Below are 21,525 nucleotides of genomic sequence, written 5' to 3'. Positions count from 1 at the left end.
TATTTGGGGGATGACGGTCGTTGCCTGACTCGACTTACCGCACGACTTTCGTCAGCCCGTCGCGGGTGAAGCGCCTGACCTTGTCCTCGTCGAGCGCGATGCCGAGACCGGGGCCGTCCGGCACGGTCAGTTCGAAGTCGCTGTAATCCAGCGGCTGCGTCAGGATTTCTTCGGTGATCAGCAGCGGCCCGAACAGTTCGGTGCCCCACTGCAGGTTCGCGATACTCGCGAACAGGTGCGCGGATGCCACCGTGCTGAACGCGCCTTCGAGCATCGTGCCGCCGTACAGCTCGATGCCGGCCGCATCCGCGATCGCGGCCACGCGCTGCGCGGCGAACAGGCCGCCGCTCTGTTCGATCTTGATCGCGAACACGTCCGCGCCGTGCTGCTTCGCGATGTCGAATGCGCTGTCGGGGCCCTGCAGGATTTCATCGGCCATCAGCGCGACGGGGAAGCGGCGCATCAGGCGCGCCAGCGCCGCGGCCGATGCGACCGGCTGCTCGACCAGTTCGCAGCCCGCATCGGCGAGCGCCGGAATCGCGCGCGCGGCCTGCGTTTCGCTCCACGCCATGTTCACGTCGACGCGCACCGACGCGCGATCGCCGACCGCCTTCTTGATCTCGGCCACGTGCCGGATATCCGTTTCCGGCGCTTTCGCGCCGATCTTCAGCTTGAATACGTTGTGGCGGCGCGCGTCGAGCATGCGTTCGGCTTCGGCGATGTCGGTGGCCGTGTCGCCCGACGCGAGCGTCCACGCGACCGGCAGGCGATCGCGGCGGCGGCCGCCGAGCAGTTCGCTGACCGGCACGCCGAGCCGCTTGCCGTGCGCGTCGAGCAGCGCGGTTTCGAGCGCGCTCTTCGCGAAGTGGTTGACCTTCGCAAGCTTGCCGACGAATGCCATCAGCGTCTGGACACGCGTGGCGTCACGGCCGACGATCGCCGGTGCGAGATACGCGTCGATCGCGAGCTTCATCGCTTCCGGGCTTTCCGGGCCGTAGGCCATGCCGGCGATCGTCGTGCCTTCGCCGATACCGGTCACGCCGTCGCTGCAGAACACCTTCACGAGCATCAGCGTCTGGCCGTGCATCGTGGCCACCGACAGCTTGTGCGGGCGGATCGTCGGCAAGTCGACGAGACGGGTTTCGATGCGTTCGATGGTGGCGGAGGACATGGGGCGCGCTGCGTGGGGGCTGTTCATGGAACGGATTTATACGCGGCGGGGAAATGGGGCGTCCAATACTTTTGGGCAGGATTTTTGATACCTGGTGGGTATTGAAATCCGGCCGTGGGCGCGAAATATTGCGGTGCGCCATACCTGTTTTGGTTAGGTAGGCGGGCTCGGAGGGTTGATGGAACGGGGTTGCGCGGGGGTGGGGAGCGGTTGGGCGGGAGCCTATCGAGGCTGCTTGCGGCAGTGGGAAAATCGGCTGAAAACCGGTGCCCTACGGAGTCGGATCAGGGTTTTCCTGAGGGGAAAACGGTGGAGCTGGACGTCCGGCCTTCAGGAGCGGTCTCTGCGAACGATCGAAAGGAGGCGGGCAGACGGAGATTGACGTTGTTGTCGATACTCGTCGTCCAACAGACGCTGACGGCCACTATCGGCCAAAACAGGTCGTGGACCAACAACAGCAACCAGACATCCGGTAGGCAGGTCGAGTTCCGACAACGGACACGCACGCTTTCATGGCGATCCATTCTTCCCATCTGGCCGGTGTTTGTTACGACCGCCCCCTCAATTTCCTGAAGATGAGCGGCATTGCTTCAGCATCCAGCCCGTCCATGTCAACCAGTCGCAGAGACTTCACCATGTCCAGCGTCGAACGCTTGTACTTCTTGAAATGCGGCGACTGGATATGTGCGTCGTACGCATCGTGGCTCGCATAGATTTCCACAATCTTGATGTGCGTCGGGCTATCCTTTTGAGCCATCGGGAAAATGCACACTACCCCCGGCTCGACGCGCATCGACGCCTCAGCCTCCTCGTTCAAGATGCGCCGATATGCTTCGAGATGCTGATTGAATATCTCGATTTCGGAGATACGGACTAACATTTTTGGCTCCTGCGCATGGACGTTACCGTGCTGCCCCAACGGCAGTACCGCACACATCACAACGAGCGCGAAGAGGATAAGACGTCGGCACTCGATGAACGGCCCCTTCATATCTATTTTCGCATTCGGTGTTCGTCCAGCGGCGGTACGTTCGACCGCGGCGGCGAGTTCGCAAGCTGCCGCCATTGAACGTACCGCCGCTCGCGACATTCAGTTCCGCGGCATTGAAATCGTCGGCGGATGTTCCGGAAGCGGTGGCACGATGCCATCCACCGGATGGGGGACATACGGCGCTTCGAGCGCGGCGATTTCGTCCTGCGTCAGCGAGAAATCGAGCGCGCCGATGGCGGTTGCCAGATGCTCGGGCTTCGTTGCCCCGATGATCGGCGCGGTGATCGCCGGCTTCGTCAACAGCCACGCCAGTGCGACGTGCGCGCGCGGCACATGGTGCGCCTCGGCGATACGCGCGACGACGTCAACCACCTTCTGGTCCTGGATTTCAGCGTTCCGATACATTTGCAGCGCAAAGGCATCGTTCTGCGTGCGGCGCGTGGTTTCGCTCCAGTCGCGCGTCAGCCTGCCGCGCGCCATCGGGCTCCATGGAATGACCCCGACGCCCTGGTCGGCGCAAAGAGGCAACATTTCGCGTTCCTCCTCCCGATAGAGCAGGTTGTACTGCGGTTGCATGGAGATGAAGCGTGTCCAGCCGTTGCGTTCCGCGACGTGCTGCATTTTCGCGAAGCGCCATGCCTCCATCGACGATGCACCGATGTAGCGGGCTTTGCCTGACTTCACTATGTCGTGCAGCGCCTCCATCGTTTCCTCCACAGGCGTGCCGTGGTCGAAACGGTGGATCTGGTAGAGGTCGACGTAATCCATGCCGAGGCGGGTCAGACTGTCGTCGATCGACTGAAGCAGCGCTTTCCGCGAGAGAAACCCGGTATTGGGTGAATTGCGCCACGGAAAGAACGCCTTGGTGGCGACGACGACCTCTTCGCGCCGCGCCATGTCGTTGAGCGCTCGGCCCGTGATCTCCTCGGAGCTTCCGCCCGAATAGATATTGGCAGTGTCGAAGAAGTTGATGCCCGCCTCGAGCGCTTGCCGAATAAACGGGCGGGAGGCTGCTTCATCGAGGGACCAAGGTTGGGGCAGGCGGGCAGGCTCCCCATAGCTCATGCATCCCAGGCAAAGACGAGATACTTTCAGGCCCGTTCGGCCCAGATTGACATATTCCATGTTCACCTTCAAAGGTCTACGGTCACACAACGCCGATAAGCAGACTGCGGCAGGCCCGTGGTTGACGATTTATCCCGCGTCAGCGCTACACGACAACCACGGACCGACACCGCGATAGACGCTGCCGCAGCAGTCAAGCGTCGCGCGACGCGAACAGCGACTCCCAGCCGACGAACGGGCCGAGCGGAATGATCTCCCAGTCGATCAGGCCAACCTTGGCCAGCGGAAACTCGGCGAGCGCCTGTCTCGCGGCATCGACCGAATCGCTTTCGGCAATGATGGCGACGCCCGGGCGGTCCTGACGGAACGAGATTTCGCGCACGAAGCCCGTTTTATACAGATGCCACGCATGGCGCACTTCTTCGAGAAGATGGGGCTGATAGGCGTCCGGGCTGGCCCCCGGCAGCGGGACGTCGAGACAAAGCAATTTCATCGTGCGGCTCCTGACATGAACTGGCTGGTCACGTGAGCGACGCGCTCGCCCAGATACGCAGCGGTATCGATATCGCTCTCGATGGGGGTGATGTCCGGTGATGCATCATCCGATTGCGCCATCGCGCCCAGCCATCCGCCGACACGATTCTTCTCCTGCGGCGACTTGCCCGGGAAGATATCGAGTCCGACCCAGATCATCCCGTGCTGGGCGGCAAACAGCGCCATCGTGACGAGGGAATTCAGCTTGTCGCCGTGCATGGCGCCCGAATTCGTGAAGCCTGCGGCAATCTTGTTCCGCCACGACTGGGGAATCCACGCGGGCCGCGTCGAGTCCTCCATCACCTTTTTGAGCCTCGCGCTGACGGTGCCGTTGTAGGTCGGCGAACCGAAGATGATCGCGTCGCTCGCGGCGAGTTTTTCCCAGGGCGTATCGCCATCTGCAACGGCGATCAACTGCGCTTCGGCACCCGGCACGCGACGAACGCCGTCTGCAACGGCTTGGGCCTGTTTCGCGGTGTGGCCATAGCCACTGTCATAGAGGATCGTGATGAGCATTGAAGACTCGCAAGCTTCGGACGGAGGGGCGATGTCCGCCATTGTCACCAGCGACACTCATTACGAGAAGTTCTGACAGGGTTGAACCACCCTCAACTGAAAGTTTAGAATCCGGCGGCGCGACGACAGGTCGGCGCGATGTCAGTCATGGAGGAAATGTGGATTCTTCGCAGCGTGTTCGAGCCATCGTTTCTCTCGTCCAGGCCGTGGATGCGGGAAGCTTTGCGGCAGCGGCCCGACAATTGGGCGTCACGTCGGCTGCCGTGAGCAAGAACGTGGCGGGCCTCGAAAAAGCATTGGGTGTGCGGCTGATGAACCGGACGACCCGCACACTCAAACTCACAGAGGAAGGCGAGGCGTTTTTGCGCCACGCGCGCATCGCACTTGAAACACTGGATGCCGCGATCGATACGGTTTCCGCCCAGCGGGCCGTGCCGGCCGGGCGCGTGCGGATTTCGACGAGTGCCGCCTTCGGGCATAACCACGTGCTTCCGGCGCTGCCCGCGCTGCTCGCTCGCTACCCGGCGCTGTCGGTCGAGGTCGATTTCGACGATCGGGTCATCGATATTGTCCGGGACGGCTACGACATTGCGGTAAGAGGCGGCAACATCCCGGATTCCGCGCTCGTGACTCGCCCCATTTGTCGCTTGAATACAGTACTGGTAGCGTCTCCCGACTATCTGGCGAACCATGGCGTGCCCGAAACGCCGGATGCGTTGCACGCGCACCGGCTCATTGCACGGCGATTCCTGAGCGGCCAGGTCGCGCCGTGGAACTTCACGGGCGACGACAAAAGCATCACGACGATCGCCCCCTCCGGCAAGGCAATGCTGACACTATCCGCACCGGAATCGCTGGTGCAGGCGGCGTGCAATAGCGTTGGCATCGCGGAGGTCGGCGTGCATCTTGCGTGGGATCGGTTGCGTTCCGGTGCGCTGAAGGTCGTTCTCCACAGGTTTCACCATCCCGGAAGCTATGAGATGGTGATGCAGTATCCACACCGGGCGCTTGTCGCGCCACGAGTGCAAGTTACCGTCAAACATCTGCTGGAAGCGCTAACGGCGGATAGCAAATTGCATGTGCCTACGGATGCCTTGGATAGCTATAGCGTGTAGCAGTCAGCCATCGTTGTATTACCAAACGTGTGGTTCCGCGTGGAAACTGCGTGTGCAGCATCGCGACGACCGGAAGTATTCATCGAGCGACCGCCGAAGATCGACAAACCGACGTTGCACGTCCGATGCGGTGAAAGGCGACTCTGGGTCGGTAACTGCCACTCGGAAGAAGCGTGAGCGCAGGTCTTGTCGCGTCATCAGATCGCATGCCGCAAAAAACCGCCCCCCAACTGTCCAATTTCCGCACACCGAATCACAAACGGCCCCCAATCCACGCGCCTCCCCCACATGGGAAGAAACCCGGATACCTCCGCTTCCCCGCCCCCGCCTACCCTCGCGCGCATGCCGATCGACGCCAACCAACGCCGATCCGGCCGATCCGAATTTCCCCAGGAGCGCAAATGGATAGCAACACCCCCGCACTGTTCGACACCGACATCTGGCGCGGCAAGATCTTCAACGGAAGCTGGCACGCGAGCCCGCACGCGGCCGACGTAATCGAACCGGCGACCGGCAACGCGCTCGGCCGCATCGGCGTCGCCGACGCCGCAGCCATCGGCGAAGCATCAGCCACCGCCCACCGCGCCCAGCCCGCGTGGTTCGCCCTCCCCTACGACGAACGCGCAGCCGTCCTGCGCCGCGCCGCAGCCATCGCCGAAACGCACGCCGACGCGATCGTCGACTGGCTCGTGCGCGAAAGCGGCTCGACCCGCGCAAAAGCGTCCTTCGAAACCTCCATCACCATCAAGGCACTGCACGAAGCCGCCAGCCTGCCATCACGCGCAGCCGGCGAAGTGCTCCCGTCCGCGGCCGGCCGCCTGTCGCTCGCGCGCCGCCGTCCGCGCGGCGTGGTCGGCGTGATCTCGCCGTTCAACTTCCCGCTGTACCTCGCGATGCGCGCGGTCGCGCCGGCGCTCGCGCTCGGCAACGCGGTCGTGCTGAAGCCCGATCCGCGCACCGCCGTGTGCGGTGGCGTCGCGATCGCGCGCGTGTTCGAGCTTGCCGGCTTGCCCGAAGGCGTGCTGCACATGCTGCCCGGGGACGGCGCGGCCGGCGCGGCACTGGTCGCCGATCCACACGTCGCGATGATCCAGTTCACCGGCTCCACCGCGGCCGGGCGCAAGGTCGGCGAAGCGGCGGGCCGCCATCTGAAGAAGGTGTCGCTCGAACTCGGCGGCAAGAATTCGCTGATCGTGCTCGACGATGCCGACCTCGACCGCGCGGTCGCGAACACCGCATGGGGCGCGTATCTGCATCAAGGCCAGATCTGCATGGCGACCGGCCGCGTGCTCGTGCAGCGCGCGATTCACGACCGCTTCGTCGCGAAGCTCGTCGAGAAGGCGCGCAGCCTGCGCGTCGGCGACCCGGCCACCGGCGACGTCGGCCTCGGCCCGCTGATCAACGCCGCGCAACGCGACCATGCGGCGAGCGTGGTCGACGCGGCCCGACGCGCGGGCGCGCGCGTCGAGACGGGCGGCAATCATCGCGACCTGTTCTTCGAGCCGACCGTGCTGAGCGGCGTCGCGCCGGGCAATCCGGCGTTCGACGAGGAAATCTTCGGGCCGGTCGCGATCGTCGTGCCGTTCGATGCCGACGAGGACGCGATCGCGCTCGCGAACCGGACCGAATACGGGCTGTCGATGGCGATCCTGTCCGCCGACGTCGGCCGCGCGCTGCGGATCGGCGAGCGCTTGAACACGGGGCTGCTGCACATCAACGACCAGACGGTCAACGACGAAGTGATCAACCCGTTCGGCGGCGTCGGCGCATCGGGCAATGGCTCGAGCATCGGCGGTGCGGCAAACTGGGAGGAATTCACGCAGTGGCAGTGGCTGACGATCAAGGGCGAAGCGCCGCTGTATCCGATTTGACGAGGAGACCGACATGTACACCGACAACGATACACGCGCCGTCACCGCGGCCGTCGCCCGCGCCGCCGGCGCACCCTTCTCGATCGAGGCGGCCCGCATCCGCGCGCCGCGCGGCGACGAAGTACTGGTGCGCGTCGTCGCGACCGGCTTGTGCCATACCGACCTGATCGTGCGCGACCAGTACTATCCGGTGCCGCTGCCGGCCGTGCTCGGTCACGAAGGCGCCGGCGTGGTCGAGGCGGTCGGCCCGAACGTGAAGACGCTCGCCGCGGGCGACCACGTCGTGCTGACCTACGGCGCGTGCGGTCACTGCACGTCGTGCGTCGGCGGTCACGGCGCGTATTGCCGGCAGTTCTTCGCGCTGAACTTCGGCGGCGCCGACGCCGACGGGCAAACCGCGCTTCGTGACGCATCCGGCCAACCGCTGCACGATCATTTCTTCGCGCAGTCGTCGTTCGCGAGCTACGCGCTCGCCCGCGAGAACAACGCGATCAAGGTGCCGAAGGAAGCACCGCTCGAGCTGCTCGGCCCGCTCGGCTGCGGGATCCAGACCGGCGCGGGCGCGGTGATCAATTCGCTCGCGGTGCGCACCGGCAGCAGCTTCGCGAGCTTCGGCGCGGGCGCGGTCGGCATGAGCGCCGTGATGGCCGCGCGCATCGCGGGCGCCACCACGATCATCGCCGTCGACATCGTGCCGTCGCGGCTCGCGCTGGCGCTCGAACTCGGCGCGACGCACGCGCTCAACAGCCGGGAAGTCGACGTCGTCGACGCGATCCGCGAGATCACCGGCGGCGGCGTCGACTACGCGCTCGAATCGACCGGGCTGCCGGCCGTGCTGTCGCAAGGAATCGACGCGCTGGGCTCGCGCGGGACGATGGGCGTGGTCGGCGCGCCGAAGCTCGGCACCAGGGCCGAATTCGACGTGAACAGCCTGCTGCTCGGCGGCCACACGATCCGCGGCATCGTCGAAGGCGACAGCGTGCCGCAGACGTTCATTCCGCAGCTCGTCCAACTGCACCTGCAAGGCCGGTTTCCGTTCGACCGGCTGGTGAAGTTCTATTCGCTCGAGCAGATCAACCAGGCCGCCGAGGACAGCAGCAAAGGCATCACGCTCAAGCCGATCCTGCGGTTGCCGCACTAGGCGCGGGGCGTCGCGGGCCGTCCGCCGATGCCGGGCGGCGCCACGCGGCGGGCGACCTTGCCGGGCACGAAAATGCCCGGCTTCGGGCAGCGGGCTATATTACGCATTCGCGCGACACGCCGGGCCGGCACGCCCGGCCCGACCATTCGACCTCACATGGAGCGCAGCGTGAACATGGCCCCTGACCCCCCTGCACGGCCGGTCGACCTCGACCGGCTCCGCGCCCGCTTCGCCGCGGGCGAGCCGCTGCCGGAAACGGCGTTGCCGGCCAGCGTCGCACGCTCGTGGCTGCGCTCGCGCGACGCCGGGCTGCGGCCCTGGCAAACCGCCCGCTATGAAATGCAGCGCGAGCGCGACGAATCGCGCGCGGACCGGCGGCTCGCCCGCTGCGTCGCGCAGGAGATCGAGCCGCTGTGGGCCGCATTCGGCGGCACCGAATGGACGATCATGTGCGTCAATCCGCACGGCACGATCGTCCATGCGCGGCGCAGCCCGCAATGCGACGACGCGCTGCTGACACCGATCGTCGCCGGACGCCGGATCGTCGAGCCGAACGTCGGCACGACCGCGCCGAGCTGCGTGATCCACGACGGCGCCGAGGCCATCGTCGCGGGCGCGCAGCATTATCTCCACGAGTTGTCGCGGGTGTTCTGCCTCGCGGTGCCGCTGGTGGGTTTCGACGGTGAAGTGATCGGCGCGCTCGACATCACCGGCGTCGGCCGGCGCAACGTCGTGCAGCTGCGCGAACAGTTCCGGCACGCGGCGCTGTCCGCCGAGCAGCGGCTCTACGCGATGTTGCGTGACTGCCATCTGCTGCAGGTCCAGCATGACGCGCGCTGGCTCGGCACGCCGCTCGCCGGCGTCATCGCGCTCGACGAAGCGGGCCGCGTGCGCGCGGTGAGCCGCCTGGCGCGCCAGATGCTCGACCTCGCGCCGGCCGGCCCGGTGGCCCCGTACGATCTTCGGCAACTGTTTCCCGGCGCGACGCCCGCGCAGCAGCGCCGCTTGCTGACACCGGCGCGCACGCCGCAGCGGATCGCACGCGACGATGGTAGCCATGTATGGGTGCGCACCGTGCGTGCACCGCTCGACCGGGCGACGACGGCGCGCCACGCCGACGTGCTGGAAGACGCCGCCGACGTGTGCCACACCGCATCGGCCGCGGGCCCTCAGGCGAGCCTGCACGAACAGTCGCTCGACGCGATCCGGCGGACGCTCGCCGAGCACGACGGCAACGTGTCGGCGGCCGCGCGGCAGCTCGGCATTTCCCGCACGACACTGTATGCGAAGCTCAGGCAGCTCGATGCGGCGGGAATCGGGTACGACGGGTCGCATTGACGGTTCGCGATAGCGGGCCGTGTGGCTGGCGATGGCGCCAAGCCACGCCAGCCGCTCATGCAACTGCAAAGCTGGCCGCGCGCGCCCGGCCGACAACGCACCGACCACGCCGCCGAAGGAGCCGATCCACGGTCGCCCGAACTCGCCGACCGCGATCACTGAATGCGGGTGCGTCGGCACCAGGACGCTGCCGCGGCGTGTCGGCCGACAGCACGGCGGCGACGACGCCTACTCCCGCCACGTCGCGTCCGCGAGCTTCGCCACCAGTTCGTCGTACACCACCCGGATACGCCTGGGCATCGGGCCGCGCCGCGGCCGATAGACGTGCAGCTTCCACGGCTCGGGTTCGAGGCTCGGCAACACCCGCACGAGGCGCCCCTTCCTGACGTACGGCCGCACCAGATACTCCGCGCACTGGCCGACCCCGACGCCCGCGCACACGGCCTCGATCTCCACCTCGGTGTCGTCGGTCAGGTAAGCCGGCGAAGGCGGCACGAACTGCTGCTCGCCGCGAAACATCCACGGCCACGGGCGCCCGCTCGCGCGGTCGATCAGGCAGGTCACCGGCATCGCTTCGAGCGCCTTGCGGTTTTTCGGCTCGCCCAGCCGCCGGATCAGCGCCGGCGCGGCCACCACCCACATCGGCAACGGCCCGACCATGCGCGCGACGAAGCGGTTGTCGCCGATCGCGCCGACGCGCACGCCGATGTCGATCTGCTCGTCGACCACCGGCGACGGCACGTCCGACAGCCGCAGATCGGGCACGAGCCCCGGATACCGCTGCATGAGGCCGGTGAGGATCGGCTGCACGTAGTGCCGCCCCATGCCCGACGGCGCGGTGATCCGGACGACGCCGACCGGTTCGTCGCGCTGACCGGTCGCCGGCCCGAACAGCCCGTCGACGACGGCCAGCGCGCCCTGCACCTCGCGCGCGAACGACTGCCCGAACGCGGTGATCCGGATGCTGCGGGTCGTCCGGTGAAACAGCGTTTCGCCGAGCATTTCCTCCAGCTCGCGCACCGCGCGCGTGACGACCTGCGGCGACACGCCGAGCCGCGCGGCCGCCTCGCGAAACGTCGGCGCGGTGGCAGCCGCGGCAAAGATCTTCAGGATGTCGAGGCGATTGAGCATGGGAAGCCTTTATGATGCTCGCGAAAAAGCGATTTTAATTCCTCAAGAAGGAATTCTAAATGCGCCATTGTTCCATTTTTTTGTCGCCGCCGAGCGACCACAATGCGCATCAGACGTCGCTTCGACGCAACGGGTCAACCACCACGGAGAAACGCATCATGAACGCAAGCAAGCACGCTGCCCCACTTGAAGGCCGCATCGCGCTGGTGACGGGCGCCAGTTCCGGCATCGGCCGCGCGTCGGCGCTCGAACTCGCGCGCCGCGGCGCGAAGGTCGTCGTCAGTGCACGACGCAAGGCCGAGCTCGATCGGCTGGTCGACGAGATCGCGACCGCCGGCGGCAACGCAACAGCCTTTGCCGCGGATGTCGCGAACGAAGCCGAGCTCCGCCAGTTGTTCGATTTCACGGAGTCGACCCACGGACGCCTCGACATCGCGTTCAACAATGCGGGCACGGAAGGCGTGTTCGCACCGATGCTCGAGCAGGACGCGGAAAGCTACGACCGCGTATTCGAGCCGAACGTGCGCGGGGTCTTCAATTCAATGAAGTTCGCCGCTGAAATCATGCTGCGTCAGGGCAAGGGCAGCATCATCAACAATGCGTCGATGGGCGGCGTCATCGGCTTCGAGAACGCGTCGGTGTATATCGCGAGCAAGCACGCGGTGATCGGGATGACGAAGACGGCGTCGATCGAATGGTTCAAACGGGGCGTGCGCGTCAACGCGCTGTGCCCGGGGCTGGTCGATACGCCGTTCCATCATCGCGGCATCTGGCCGTCGGAGGACGCACGGCTCGCCTTCGCCGAATCGACGCCGGCCGGCCGCTGGGCGTCGGCCGACGAGATGGCGACGGTCGTCGCGTTCCTCGCGTCGGACGATTCCAGCTATGTGTCGGGGCACGCGCTGGTGGCCGACGGCGGCTACTCGGTCGCGTGATCCATCGGGCGCGAGCCGCGCAGCGGCTTCAGGGCGCGGGGGCCGCGACCGCGGCTTCCCGTTTCGCGTGCAGCCGCAACGCGGCCCACGCGATCCCGGCCGCGAAGATCGCGACCGCGCCGCCGAAAGTGCCGATCCACGGCAGCCCGAAATCGCCCGCGATATGGTTGCCGAGCAGCGCGCCGGCGCCGATCCCGACGTTGTACAGCCCGGAGTAGATCGACACGGCCAGGTCGGTCGCCTCCGGCGCCAGCTTCAGCACCCACGCCTGCATCGCGAGCCCGAAACAGACGATCGCGCCGCCCCACACCAGCGTGTGCACGGACAGCGTGACGATGTTCAGCGCGCACGGGAACAGGATCAGCAGGCAGCCCGACAGCGCGACGATCGACGCCAGCAGGAAATCGTCGGGCCGGTGCGGATAGACGCGATTGAAGCAGACCGCGGCCGGCAGGCCGGCGACGCCGAACAGGATCAGCACGTAGGTGATCCGGCTGCTGCTCGCGTGGTTGACGCTCTGCACGAACGGTTCGATGTACGTGTACGACGTGAAGTGCGCGGACACGACGAGCACGGTGATCGCGTACAGCGCGACCAGCGCCGGCTTGCGCAGGAACACGCCGATGCTGCTCAGCGAGCCCGCGCCCTGGCTCGGCAGCGACGGCAGCGTGGCACGCAGCAACAGCAGCGCGACGCCCGCCGCGCCCGCGATGATCAGGAACGTGACGCGCCAGCCGAACGCCTCGCCGATCACGCGGCCGAGCGGAATCCCGGCCACCATCGCGATCGCCGAGCCCATCGCGAGCAGGCTGAGCGCGCGGCTTTTGCGGTCGCTCGGCGCAAGCCGCACGGCGAGCGGGACCGAAATCGACCAGAACACCGCATGCGCGCACGCGATGCCGAGCCGGCCGATCATCAGCACCGTGAAATTCCACGCGACGCCGGTCACGACGTGGCTGCCGACGAACACCAGCAGCGCGACGCTCAACAACTTGCGGCGCTCGACGTGCCGCGTGACGAACGTCAGCGGCAACGACACGACCGCGACGGCCCACGCGTAGATCGTCAGCATCAGGCCGACCGCGGTCGGCTGCATCTGCAGGCTGTCGCCGATCGCGCTCAACAGCGCGACGGGCACGAATTCGGTGGTGTTGAAGATGAAGGCAGTGAGGGCCAGGGCCAGGACGCCCCACCACGATTGCCTGGAACTGACGGCGTCCGGTGTTGCCATGCGTGGATTCGACGAGACGAGGGTTGGGGGCGCGTACGGCGCGGGCGCGGCGTGGCGCGGAAAGCCCGGCCCCGCCCGGCACATCGCCGCGATTGTACCAGCGGCGAATGGCACGCCACCGCCCGGCGCGGCAACGGGACATGGCGATGACACGGCTCAGCGCCGATAATGTGTCGACAGGGCATGCTTGCGGGCAATTTGCCCGACCATCATCGGGCCAGGAGGATTACATGCGCATTGAAACGTCATTTCTGTTCGATCTCGACGGCACGCTCGTCGACAGCGTCTATCAGCACGTGCTCGCGTGGAAGGAAGCACTCGATGCCGAAGGTATCGAACTGTCCGTGTGGCGCATCCACCGCAAGATCGGGATGAGCGGCGGCCTGTTCCTGAATCAGCTGCTGCGCGAGACGGCCGGCGACATCGATGCCGAACGCGTCGAGCGGCTCGCGCGGCTGCATGCGGCCGCGTATCAGCGGCTGCGCGCGCAGGTCCGGCCGCTGCCCGGCGCGCGCGAACTGCTGGCCGCGCTGTCGAATGCCGGCATCCGCTGGGCGATCGCGACCAGCGGGCGGATGGAAACGGCCGCCATCAATCTCGAGGCGCTCGGCGTCGATCCGGCGAAGAACGTCGTCGTCACGCGCGATCAGGTGAAGTACGCGAAGCCGGACCCGGACCTGTTCCTGACCGCCGCCGCGAAGCTGAACGTGCCGATCGAGCATACGGTGGTGGTCGGCGACAGTATCTGGGACATGCTCGCGGCGAGCCGCTGCCGCGCGCTCGGCGTCGGGCTGCTGGCGGGCGGGTATGGCAGCGACGAACTGGAGCGCGCCGGCGCGCTGCGCGTGTACGACGATCCGGCGGACCTGCTGTGGCATCTGGACGAGGTGGCGGCGCGGCCGTAGGCGCTACACCGTCCGCCTGACCAGCATCGTCCGGATCTCCGAAATCGCCTTGGTCGGATTCAGCCCCTTCGGGCACACGTCCGTGCAGTTCATGATCGTTCGGCAGCGGAACAGCCGGTACGGATCCTCGAGATTGTCGAGCCGCTCGGCCGTCGCGAGATCGCGCGAATCGGCGATGAAGCGGTACGCCTGCAGCAGCCCGGCGGGGCCGACGAACTTGTCCGGGTTCCACCAGTAGCTCGGACACGACGTCGAACAACACGCGCACAGGATGCATTCGTACAGCCCGTCGAGCTGGTCGCGCTCGTCCGGCGATTGCAGCCGTTCGCGCTCGGGCGGCGTCGTGTCGTTGATCAGGTATGGCCGGATCGAGTGGTACTGGTTGAAGAAGTCGGTCATGTCGACGATCAGGTCGCGCACCACCGGCAGCCCCGGCAACGGCCGCAGCACGATCTCGCGCGGCAGCGTCTGCATGTTGGTCAGGCACGCGAGGCCGTTCTTGCCGTTGATGTTCATCGCATCCGACCCGCAGATGCCTTCACGGCAGGAGCGCCGGTACGACAGCGTCTCGTCGTCGCGTTTCACGCGGCCGAGCACGTCGAGCAGCATGCGGTCGTCCGGGTTCACGTCGATCTCGAAGCGCTGCATGTAAGGCGCCGTGTCGCGATCGGGGTCGTAGCGGTAGATATGCAGGGTGCGCGGATCGCTCATCGATTCCTCCCGGCGCGGGCCGGCATGGGTTCACGGGGTGCTGCGCAAGTGCTGTCGCGGCACACGGCGCCGCAAGCGCCATGCCGGTCAGTCGTCGTCCACGCGCTTGTCGATCAGATAGCGGCCGCGCTCGACGCCCGCGCGCAGCGCCTCGACCTCGGTCAACCATTCGGGGCCGGCTGCCTCCGGCACATACAACTCGATGCGCGCGCCGTCGACGTACACCTGCACCTCGTCGCGCCATGCGCCCCGCTCGTTGGGTCGCGCCCAGACGAGAATCTCGTACCCGCGATACGGGTCCCGAACCTGTGCGTCCTGTTGATGTGGCACGGTGGCCTCCTGTCTTATCTGCGATGGCGATGCAAAAAATGCGCGCCGCATGCACGGCGCACACGCCGCCGGCCTTGCGCGCACGCGCCGTGCCCGGCCGGCACGGGGCTTGCGTCCCATTTCCGCATCGAACCGCTACCGCGCCGCACCACGCGGCGCCGGAAGGGATGCACATCATGATCAGCCACATCGAACTACTCGGACGCCTGCTGCTGGCCGCGCTGCTCGGCAGCGTGATCGGGCTCGAACGCGAGCGCCTGAACTGGGCCGCCGGGCTGCGCACGCACATGCTCGTGTGCGTCGGCTCCGCGCTCGTGATGCTGGTGTCGACGTTCGGCTTCGAGGACGTGCGCGGGCAAAACGGCGTCGTGCTCGATCCGTCGCGGGTCGCCGCGCAGGTGGTGTCCGGCATCGGCTTTCTCGGCGCGGGCTCGATCCTGTTGCGCGGCGAAGTGGTGCGCGGGCTGACGACGGCCGCGAGCCTGTGGGCCGTGGCCGGCGTCGGGCTCGCCGCGGGCGGCGGGATGGTGGTCGCGTCGATCGGCGCGACGGCGATCATGCTCGTGATCCTCGCCGGCGTGAAGCCGCTCGAGCGCCGCTTCATCGCGCAGCGCCAGCAGCGCACGCTGCTGCTCGTGGCCGAGCGCGGCGGCCTGACGCTCGGCACGCTGCACGAGGCGCTCGGCCCCGGCCGCGTGCGCGTGAAGCGGTTCATCGTCCAGCAGTCGGACGACGATCCGGATACCGACGACATCTCCGTCTCGTTCTCGCGCACGAGCGGGCCGGAATTTGCGGCGATCTGCGAAACGCTGCAACGCATCGCGTGCGTACGGACCTGTCAACCCGACACCTCGTCAAGGAGCCTCGTGTGACCCAGACCGACCTGCTCTCCTATCTCGTGACGAGCCAGCTGGCCGCGCGCATGCGCAGCGGCGCCTGGCTCACGACCAGCCAGCTGGTCGGCGCGTTGCGCGCGTGGCTCGCGTGCCAGCACGCCGAATGCGACTGGCTCGACCGGATCAGGATCGCACACGCGTCGGCGACGATCGCACAGGAGATCTACGAGATCGCGATCGCGCACGGCGATCCGCACAGCGGCGAACGCGTGCGGCTCGACGCGCATTCGCCGGAACTGCAGGCGCTGCGCGCGCGCTGCGACGCGCTGCTGCAGCGGATCGACGGCGGCCGGGACGTCGGCGCCCGATGATCGTGCCGGATCGCGCGACCCGCGCCGACGACGGCCGGCTCGACGCCGCGCCGGCGGCCGGCCCGCCGCGGCACGGCCTGCTCGAACGCGGGCGCAACTGCGACACGATCCGCGGCGCGGACCGCTTCGCGATGCTGGTCGACGGCGATGCGTACTTCTCGACGCTGCGCACCGCGCTGCTGCGCGCGCGCCACACGGTGTTCATCGTCGGCTGGGACGTGGACAGCCGGATGCGGCTCGCGCCCGGCGGCGCCGACGACACGCTGCCCGACACGCTCGCGGCCTTCCTGCACGCGCTCGCGTCCGCCCGCCACAATCTGCGCATCTACGTGCTCGCGTGGGACTTCGCGATGATCTACGCGCTGGAGCGCGACTGGCCGCCCGTGTATCGGGCCGGCTGGCGCGCGCATCGCGGCATCCGGTTCCGGCTCGACGATGCGCATCCGCGCGGCGCGTCGCATCACCAGAAGCTCGTCGTGATCGACGACCGGCTCGCGTTCGTCGGCGGGCTCGACCTGACGCGCGCCCGCTGGGACACGCCCGCGCATGCGGCCGACGATCCGCGCCGCCGCGACGAGCACGGCATGCCGTACGGGCCGTTCCACGACGTGCACGCGATGTTCGACGGCGACGCCGCCGCCGCGATCGGCGAGCAGGCGCGAGCGCGCTGGCTGCAGGCGTGCGGGCGCCCGATCGCGATCCGCGCGCAGCGGCATCTCGACCGCGCGGACGACGACGATCCGTGGCCGCCCGATGCGCGCGTCGACGTGCGCGACGTGCAGCTCGGCATCGCTTATACGGCGCCGCGTCACGGCGGCCGCGAGCCGGTGCGGCAGGTGCGCGCGCTCGTCGAGGACGCGATCCGCGCCGCGCGGCGGCACCTGTATGTCGAAAACCAGTATTTCACCGCCGCGGTGGTGCGCGAAGCGTTGTCCGCGCGCCTCGCCGACACGCACGGGCCGGACGTGACGGTCGTCGCGCCGCGCGTGCAGAGCGGCTGGCTGCAGGAAGCGACGATGGGCGTGCTGCGCGCGCGGCTGCACGCGACGCTCGCGTCGGCCGACCGCTTCGACCGCTACCGGCTGCTGTATCCGCACGTCGACGGGCTCGGCGACGGGTGCGTGAACGTGCACAGCAAGGTCGCGATCGTCGACGACGAATGCATCGTGATCGGCAGCGCGAACCTGAACAACCGCTCGATGCTGCTCGACACCGAATGCTGCATCGCGCTCGTCGCGGCCGGCGATCCCCGCATTCGCGCCGCGATCGCCGCCATGCGCGAGCGGCTGCTGGCCGAGCATCTCGGTACGACGCCCGCGGCGGTGGCCGACGCGTTCGCGTGCGGGGAACGGCCGAACGTCGTGCTCGACCGGCTGCGCGCGAAACCCGGCCGCACGCTGCGCACGCTCGATCCGGCCGTGTCGCCGCAATTCGAAGCGCTGGTGCCGGTCAGCGCGCGGCTCGACCCGGAACAGCCGATCGAACCAGACCGGTTCATCCGCGAATTCGTGCCGCACGAACAGCATCGCACGCTCACCGCACGCTTTTTCGTGCTCGGTGCGATCGTGCTCGCGATCGCCGCGCTGGCGCTCGCGTGGCGTTTCACGCCGCTGGGTGCGCACCTGAACGTCGCATCGCTGTCGCACGCGGTGGCCGGCATCGCGCGGCTGCCGGCCGCGCCGGTGCTCCTGCTCGCGGCCTACGTGATCGCGGCGACCTGCGCGGTGCCGATCACGCTGCTGATCGCCGCGACGGGGCTCGTGTTCGGCGCGTGGCCGGGTTTTGCGTATGCGGGCATCGGCTCGATGGCAGCGGCCGCCGCGACCTACGCGCTCGGCCGCTGGCTCGGGCGCGACGCGGTGCGCCGGCTCGCCGGCCCGCGCGCGAACCGGCTGAGCGAGCGCATCGGCCGGCGCGGCGTGGTCGCGATGGCCGTGCTGCGGCTGCTGCCGATCGCGCCATTCACCGTCGTGAACCTCGTCGCCGGCGCGTCGCACATCGGGCTGCGCGACTTCCTGATCGGCACCGCGCTCGGGATGCTGCCGGGCATCGTGCTGACCGTCACGTTCGCGCACCAGCTGACCGCCGCGCTCAGCCATCCGGGGCCCGGCGCGTTCGCATGGCTCGCGGCGATCGGCCTCGTGCTGGTCGGCGTGTCGATCCTGCTCGTGAGGATGCTGCGACGATGGCGCTGAGCGAACACGCGGCCCCGCCACCGCACGTCGTCACCGCCGACGCGGCGCCCGCCGCCGCGCCGGGCGGGCGCGACCTGCGGATCGCGACCTACAACATCCACGGCGGCTACGGTGCGTGGCCGGCGCGCGCGGTCGACCGGATCGCGGCCGTGATCGACGAACTGGACGCGGACGTGATCGCGCTGCAGGAAGTGCCCCTCGGCGGCACGCGCGCGCCCGACGTGCTCGCGCATTTGCGCGACGCGACCGGCATGCACGCGGTGGCCGGCCCGACGATCGACACGCCGGAGCGCCGCTACGGCAACGCGGTGCTGTCGCGCTGCCCGATCCGCGCGGCGCGCACACTCGACCTGTCGTTCCACCCGCGCGAGCCGCGTGGCGCGCTCGACGCCGACATCGACTGCGGCGCGGGCACGATCCGCGTGGTCGCGACCCATCTCGGGCTGTCCGCCAGCGAACGCAGCGCGCAGGTGCAGCGGCTGCTCGCGGCGTTCGACACCGGCGCGATGCCGGTGATCCTGCTCGGCGACATCAATGAGTGGTTCGTGCGCGGCCGCGCGCTGCAGGCGCTCGTCACGCGATTCCGGCGCGCGCCGGCGCCGCGCACGTTCCCGACCGTGTGCCCGGTGTTCTCGCTGGACCGGATCTGGATCCATCCGGGCGAGCTGCTGGTCGACGTGGTCGTGCACCGCAGCGCGCGGGCGCGGCACGCGTCGGACCACTATCCGCTGGTGGCCCGGATGCGCGCGACGCCCGCGACGGGCACGGCGCTTGCGCGGTGAGGCGTTTTTCGATCCGACGGAGCCAGCCCATGCGAACCGATGCCCTCGACGGAAAGGATCTCGATTACTGGTGCGCCCGCGCGTTGTGCGCCGATGACGAAGACACGCTGCGCTTCACGGCGGTCGCGCCGACCGTCATCGTGACGGCCGCGTGCGACGCGTTCCGGCATCTCGATGCGCCGTTCGCGCCTTCGGCGTCGTGGGCCGATGCGGGCGCGGTGCTCGATCGCGTGACCGATCTGCGGATCGCCCGCCATGGGAACGACGTCGAATGCGACGCGACCTTCGTCGACGGCCCGTCGACGTGCGGCGCGCATGGCCGCGATGCGCGCGTGGCGCTGCTGCGCGCGTTCGTGCGTGCGCGCTTCGGCGACGAGGTGGACGCTCCACCGCCGTTCCCGCACCGGATCGAACATGGCGCGGTGGTCCGGTATGACCCGGGTGTGCCGATCCCGACGACGGACGACGATGCCGCGACGGGCGACAGTTCGGATATTCGGTCGATACCGCGCATGTAGTGCACGCGTCGGCCCTATGGTAGCGCTCGAATTGCCACTACTGCACTGCATCCATGTAATAACCGCCGCGTCCGGCGGGGGGATCAACCGTACGCGCGCCAAACGTCATCTGTGTAGATCCGTGGGCCCCAAAAAATGCGCCACGCACAACTCAACACGACGACCAAGCCAATCACCACCGTCATCACCACCTCGAAGGTGTGCCACGTCTCATAGGGCGACATCAGCATCAAAAATGCCCACAGAGCCATGCAACCGCTCAGATCGGCCCACGGAAGCAGTGCGTACTCGTATTCGGACTTCCAGGGTACGTCGACCGCCGGCTTATCCTTGACGACGATATTCAGCACGACCCCATCCGGCCTGGGCAGTGCGACGAGTTGCGCCCCTTGACCGAAATGCGCCATCTTCGCCGCCAGCGCCTGAAGAAGCCACCGTGCGACCGGCGCCTGCGGCCCCGTTGCTGAATCGAGTGCGTGTTGCTCCACCTTCAGCTCCGTATCCTTCACGGCGCCAAGCGTCGCGTGCAAGGCCAACCCCTTCAGGCGGCTATACCAGAAATGACGGATCCGTTCGCGTGGCACCTGTTCGGCAGCGAGCAGCCGCGCAAGCGCCTTTTCTACTTCGTCGGCATCCGCGACGATCTGGCGTAACAGCCACGCATGACATTTCAATTGCGGCCTTTCCTGCATGAGCGCAGGTGAACCGAGTAGCAATGCCACCGCCGCCTCGGACGCGGCCGGCCGAACGTCGGCCCCGGTGCCGTTGAGGTGCCAGGCCAGCACCAGTCGATATTTCGGGTTTCTGCCCGATTCGGATGAAGCCGCGTAAGCCGTGTCGGTATCGCCCTCGAACCAGACGTTCGCAAACCCCGGATTGCGATCGTTGCTCAACCATCTGATGCGCGGTTTCCCGGGTAATTTCAGTTTCGTCCACACTGCCAGCACGTCGACATAGGATTCGGCACGCTCGCACTGCATCACGATGTCGAACGAATCACTGCGCGCCGCGCGGGCAAGCTTCGCGGCGAGCGGCGCCAGAAGCGCTTCGATCACCATTCGCTCTCGGGGCGCGCCGTCGGTACTTTCGATGCCATTGAGCCGCATCACTCTGCCGGGATTTTCCGGCGGACTCCCATCGAGCTTCAACATGCGCTCCGCAAGATCCGGCTCCGGCGCGAAAATCACTGTGTCGAGCACTGCCACGCCCGAACGGACCCCGCGTTGCCATCTCATGAGCAAATGCCAGCGGGCCGTATTTTTCACCGCCGCTTCAAAGGCGCGATTGTCATACAGCGATGCATAAAGCACGGAGCTGACCGCTATCCAGAGGGCGAACGGAGCGGCGAGCGCGGTTCGCGTGAAGTCCTCCGAGGCCATGGATTTGTCGTGCGGCCATGTCACTACCGTGCCGGCCAGAAACGCGCATTCGATCAGAACAAACAGCGCGACATATAACCAGACGGGCGGAGGTTCGCCCGCCGACCATTCGCCGTGAGCAGGCGGGGTCCAGCGAAATTTCATCGTGCCTCCATGAAGAGCACGTTACCGTTATTCGACAGTCCAGTCGCGCTGCGACGCGATGAGTCGTGGCGGAGGATTGCACACGCATCGGCAAAGGTCTCCCTCCAGCGCATGCTGTTTACCGCTGAGGTCGTCAGCACGTGGGGTCGAGCCATCGGGTTCGATATGGCCGACGGTGTTGCACGCGGGACATCCAACCCGCGCACCCAGGTAGCTCAACCTTCGGTCGCCGAGACCGATGTCGTCGAGACCGTCGAGCACGACGCCATTCGCAGTGGTCCGGTCGCGCTGGAAGATGCAGGCTCGGCCGGTCAT

22 protein-coding genes are annotated in these 21,525 nt (G+C 67.4%); 11 read left to right on the top strand and 11 right to left on the bottom strand.

Annotated elements, in window-relative coordinates:
• Positions 1–34: 34 nt before the first annotated feature.
• The 5 genes from DFS13_RS22600 to DFS13_RS22580 all read right to left on the bottom strand — a co-directional run bounded on the left by DFS13_RS22600 (position 35) and on the right by DFS13_RS22580 (position 4,277).
• The gene (locus tag DFS13_RS22600; protein ID WP_084752650.1) at positions 35–1,171 is read right to left on the bottom strand and encodes a muconate/chloromuconate family cycloisomerase; all 1,137 of its coding nucleotides are present in this window, start codon (positions 1,169–1,171) and stop codon (positions 35–37) included.
• A gap of 547 nt (positions 1,172–1,718) precedes the next feature.
• Complete coding sequence (locus tag DFS13_RS40880) at positions 1,719–2,237, bottom strand: putative quinol monooxygenase (RefSeq protein WP_241308532.1); 519 nt, start codon at positions 2,235–2,237, stop codon at positions 1,719–1,721.
• Between the two features lie 24 nt (positions 2,238–2,261).
• Positions 2,262–3,287, bottom strand: a complete 1,026-nt coding sequence (locus tag DFS13_RS22590; RefSeq protein ID WP_048987342.1) for an aldo/keto reductase — start codon at positions 3,285–3,287, stop codon at positions 2,262–2,264.
• 133 nt (positions 3,288–3,420) lie between these two features.
• A complete protein-coding gene (locus tag DFS13_RS22585; protein WP_006498287.1) occupies positions 3,421–3,720 on the bottom strand; it encodes a hypothetical protein in 300 nt (99 codons plus the stop codon).
• Positions 3,717–4,277, bottom strand: coding sequence for a flavodoxin family protein (locus tag DFS13_RS22580; protein ID WP_006485396.1), 561 nt, complete (start codon positions 4,275–4,277; stop codon positions 3,717–3,719). Before DFS13_RS22580 ends, DFS13_RS22585 begins: the two co-directional genes overlap by 4 nt.
• 158 nt (positions 4,278–4,435) lie before the next feature.
• Here DFS13_RS22580 and DFS13_RS22575 point away from each other — a divergent pair, with 158 nt between their 5' ends.
• From DFS13_RS22575 to DFS13_RS22560, 4 genes are all read left to right on the top strand, one after another.
• Positions 4,436–5,392, top strand: coding sequence for a LysR family transcriptional regulator (locus DFS13_RS22575; RefSeq protein ID WP_111442152.1), 957 nt, complete (start codon positions 4,436–4,438; stop codon positions 5,390–5,392).
• A gap of 401 nt (positions 5,393–5,793) precedes the next feature.
• Positions 5,794–7,263, top strand: coding sequence for a benzaldehyde dehydrogenase (locus DFS13_RS22570; RefSeq protein ID WP_111442151.1), 1,470 nt, complete (start codon positions 5,794–5,796; stop codon positions 7,261–7,263).
• Between the two features lie 13 nt (positions 7,264–7,276).
• On the top strand, positions 7,277–8,404 hold the full coding sequence (locus tag DFS13_RS22565) for an NAD(P)-dependent alcohol dehydrogenase (RefSeq protein ID WP_048987152.1): 1,128 nt from the start codon (positions 7,277–7,279) through the stop codon (positions 8,402–8,404).
• A 57-nt stretch (positions 8,405–8,461) separates the two neighbouring features.
• Positions 8,462–9,742 (top strand): helix-turn-helix domain-containing protein, encoded by a 1,281-nt coding sequence (locus tag DFS13_RS22560; RefSeq protein ID WP_241308533.1) that lies wholly within the window; start codon positions 8,462–8,464, stop codon positions 9,740–9,742.
• 228 nt (positions 9,743–9,970) lie between these two features.
• On the opposite strand, the gene DFS13_RS22555 is transcribed toward DFS13_RS22560, so the two are convergent.
• Positions 9,971–10,873, bottom strand: a complete 903-nt coding sequence (locus tag DFS13_RS22555; protein ID WP_048987154.1) for a LysR family transcriptional regulator — start codon at positions 10,871–10,873, stop codon at positions 9,971–9,973.
• A gap of 158 nt (positions 10,874–11,031) precedes the next feature.
• On the opposite strand from DFS13_RS22555, the gene DFS13_RS22550 reads away from it, so the two are divergent.
• Positions 11,032–11,808, top strand: a complete 777-nt coding sequence (locus DFS13_RS22550; RefSeq protein ID WP_111442149.1) for an SDR family NAD(P)-dependent oxidoreductase — start codon at positions 11,032–11,034, stop codon at positions 11,806–11,808.
• 28 nt (positions 11,809–11,836) lie between these two features.
• Here the strand turns inward: DFS13_RS22550 and DFS13_RS22545 are convergent, their stop codons facing one another.
• A complete protein-coding gene (locus tag DFS13_RS22545; protein ID WP_048987155.1) occupies positions 11,837–13,039 on the bottom strand; it encodes a sugar transporter in 1,203 nt (400 codons plus the stop codon).
• Positions 13,040–13,269: 230 nt separating this feature from the next.
• Between DFS13_RS22545 and DFS13_RS22540 the strand changes: the two genes are divergently transcribed.
• A complete protein-coding gene (locus DFS13_RS22540) occupies positions 13,270–13,944 on the top strand; it encodes an HAD family hydrolase (protein ID WP_006498299.1) in 675 nt (224 codons plus the stop codon).
• 3 nt (positions 13,945–13,947) lie between these two features.
• Here the strand turns inward: DFS13_RS22540 and DFS13_RS22535 are convergent, their stop codons facing one another.
• On the bottom strand, positions 13,948–14,655 hold the full coding sequence (locus DFS13_RS22535; protein WP_006498300.1) for a succinate dehydrogenase/fumarate reductase iron-sulfur subunit: 708 nt from the start codon (positions 14,653–14,655) through the stop codon (positions 13,948–13,950).
• 87 nt (positions 14,656–14,742) lie between these two features.
• A complete protein-coding gene (locus DFS13_RS22530; protein WP_006498301.1) occupies positions 14,743–14,985 on the bottom strand; it encodes a DUF6566 family protein in 243 nt (80 codons plus the stop codon).
• A 176-nt stretch (positions 14,986–15,161) separates the two neighbouring features.
• Here DFS13_RS22530 and DFS13_RS22525 point away from each other — a divergent pair, with 176 nt between their 5' ends.
• From DFS13_RS22525 to DFS13_RS22505, 5 genes are read left to right on the top strand one after another with little or no spacing between them, the layout of a single operon-like run.
• Positions 15,162–15,857 (top strand): MgtC/SapB family protein, encoded by a 696-nt coding sequence (locus DFS13_RS22525; protein ID WP_034204034.1) that lies wholly within the window; start codon positions 15,162–15,164, stop codon positions 15,855–15,857.
• Entirely contained in the window at positions 15,854–16,192 is a 339-nt protein-coding gene (locus tag DFS13_RS22520) for a hypothetical protein (RefSeq protein WP_006498303.1), read from the top strand. Before DFS13_RS22525 ends, DFS13_RS22520 begins: the two co-directional genes overlap by 4 nt.
• Complete coding sequence (locus DFS13_RS22515; protein WP_111442148.1) at positions 16,189–18,387, top strand: VTT domain-containing protein; 2,199 nt, start codon at positions 16,189–16,191, stop codon at positions 18,385–18,387. Before DFS13_RS22520 ends, DFS13_RS22515 begins: the two co-directional genes overlap by 4 nt.
• Positions 18,378–19,169 (top strand): endonuclease/exonuclease/phosphatase family protein, encoded by a 792-nt coding sequence (locus DFS13_RS22510; protein ID WP_006498305.1) that lies wholly within the window; start codon positions 18,378–18,380, stop codon positions 19,167–19,169. The genes DFS13_RS22515 and DFS13_RS22510 overlap by 10 nt, the downstream gene beginning before the upstream one ends.
• Positions 19,170–19,198: 29 nt before the next feature.
• A complete protein-coding gene (locus DFS13_RS22505; RefSeq protein ID WP_111442147.1) occupies positions 19,199–19,687 on the top strand; it encodes a phage protein NinX family protein in 489 nt (162 codons plus the stop codon).
• An 83-nt stretch (positions 19,688–19,770) separates the two neighbouring features.
• Here the strand turns inward: DFS13_RS22505 and DFS13_RS22500 are convergent, their stop codons facing one another.
• Together DFS13_RS22500 and DFS13_RS22495 are read right to left on the bottom strand one after the other, a co-directional pair.
• Complete coding sequence (locus tag DFS13_RS22500) at positions 19,771–21,210, bottom strand: hypothetical protein (protein WP_059722891.1); 1,440 nt, start codon at positions 21,208–21,210, stop codon at positions 19,771–19,773.
• A 27-nt stretch (positions 21,211–21,237) separates the two neighbouring features.
• Complete coding sequence (locus DFS13_RS22495; protein ID WP_080353669.1) at positions 21,238–21,525, bottom strand: PAAR domain-containing protein; 288 nt, start codon at positions 21,523–21,525, stop codon at positions 21,238–21,240.

The organism is Burkholderia sp. 28_3, assembly GCF_003253915.1.
Classification (GTDB): Bacteria; Pseudomonadota; Gammaproteobacteria; order Burkholderiales; family Burkholderiaceae; genus Burkholderia; species Burkholderia cenocepacia.
Note: the sequence above shows the minus strand (reverse complement) of the source record. Positions and strands in the feature narration are given on the sequence as shown.

What these genes read in the sequence shown, in the direction of transcription:
- DFS13_RS22600 (WP_084752650.1), bottom strand. Translation starts at nt 1,171, where the DNA reads ATGTCCTCCGCCACCATCGAACGCATCGAAACCCGTCTCGTCGACTTG.
- DFS13_RS40880 (WP_241308532.1), bottom strand. Translation starts at nt 2,237, where the DNA reads ATGGCGGCAGCTTGCGAACTCGCCGCCGCGGTCGAACGTACCGCCGCT.
- DFS13_RS22590 (WP_048987342.1), bottom strand. Translation starts at nt 3,287, where the DNA reads ATGGAATATGTCAATCTGGGCCGAACGGGCCTGAAAGTATCTCGTCTT.
- DFS13_RS22585 (WP_006498287.1), bottom strand. Translation starts at nt 3,720, where the DNA reads ATGAAATTGCTTTGTCTCGACGTCCCGCTGCCGGGGGCCAGCCCGGAC.
- DFS13_RS22580 (WP_006485396.1), bottom strand. Translation starts at nt 4,277, where the DNA reads ATGCTCATCACGATCCTCTATGACAGTGGCTATGGCCACACCGCGAAA.
- DFS13_RS22570 (WP_111442151.1), top strand. Translation starts at nt 5,794, where the DNA reads ATGGATAGCAACACCCCCGCACTGTTCGACACCGACATCTGGCGCGGC.
- DFS13_RS22565 (WP_048987152.1), top strand. Translation starts at nt 7,277, where the DNA reads ATGTACACCGACAACGATACACGCGCCGTCACCGCGGCCGTCGCCCGC.
- DFS13_RS22555 (WP_048987154.1), bottom strand. Translation starts at nt 10,873, where the DNA reads ATGCTCAATCGCCTCGACATCCTGAAGATCTTTGCCGCGGCTGCCACC.
- DFS13_RS22550 (WP_111442149.1), top strand. Translation starts at nt 11,032, where the DNA reads ATGAACGCAAGCAAGCACGCTGCCCCACTTGAAGGCCGCATCGCGCTG.
- DFS13_RS22545 (WP_048987155.1), bottom strand. Translation starts at nt 13,039, where the DNA reads ATGGCAACACCGGACGCCGTCAGTTCCAGGCAATCGTGGTGGGGCGTC.
- DFS13_RS22540 (WP_006498299.1), top strand. Translation starts at nt 13,270, where the DNA reads ATGCGCATTGAAACGTCATTTCTGTTCGATCTCGACGGCACGCTCGTC.
- DFS13_RS22535 (WP_006498300.1), bottom strand. Translation starts at nt 14,655, where the DNA reads ATGAGCGATCCGCGCACCCTGCATATCTACCGCTACGACCCCGATCGC.
- DFS13_RS22525 (WP_034204034.1), top strand. Translation starts at nt 15,162, where the DNA reads ATGATCAGCCACATCGAACTACTCGGACGCCTGCTGCTGGCCGCGCTG.
- DFS13_RS22515 (WP_111442148.1), top strand. Translation starts at nt 16,189, where the DNA reads ATGATCGTGCCGGATCGCGCGACCCGCGCCGACGACGGCCGGCTCGAC.
- DFS13_RS22510 (WP_006498305.1), top strand. Translation starts at nt 18,378, where the DNA reads ATGGCGCTGAGCGAACACGCGGCCCCGCCACCGCACGTCGTCACCGCC.
- DFS13_RS22505 (WP_111442147.1), top strand. Translation starts at nt 19,199, where the DNA reads ATGCGAACCGATGCCCTCGACGGAAAGGATCTCGATTACTGGTGCGCC.
- DFS13_RS22500 (WP_059722891.1), bottom strand. Translation starts at nt 21,210, where the DNA reads ATGAAATTTCGCTGGACCCCGCCTGCTCACGGCGAATGGTCGGCGGGC.
- DFS13_RS22495 (WP_080353669.1), bottom strand. Translation starts at nt 21,525, where the DNA reads ATGACCGGCCGAGCCTGCATCTTCCAGCGCGACCGGACCACTGCGAAT.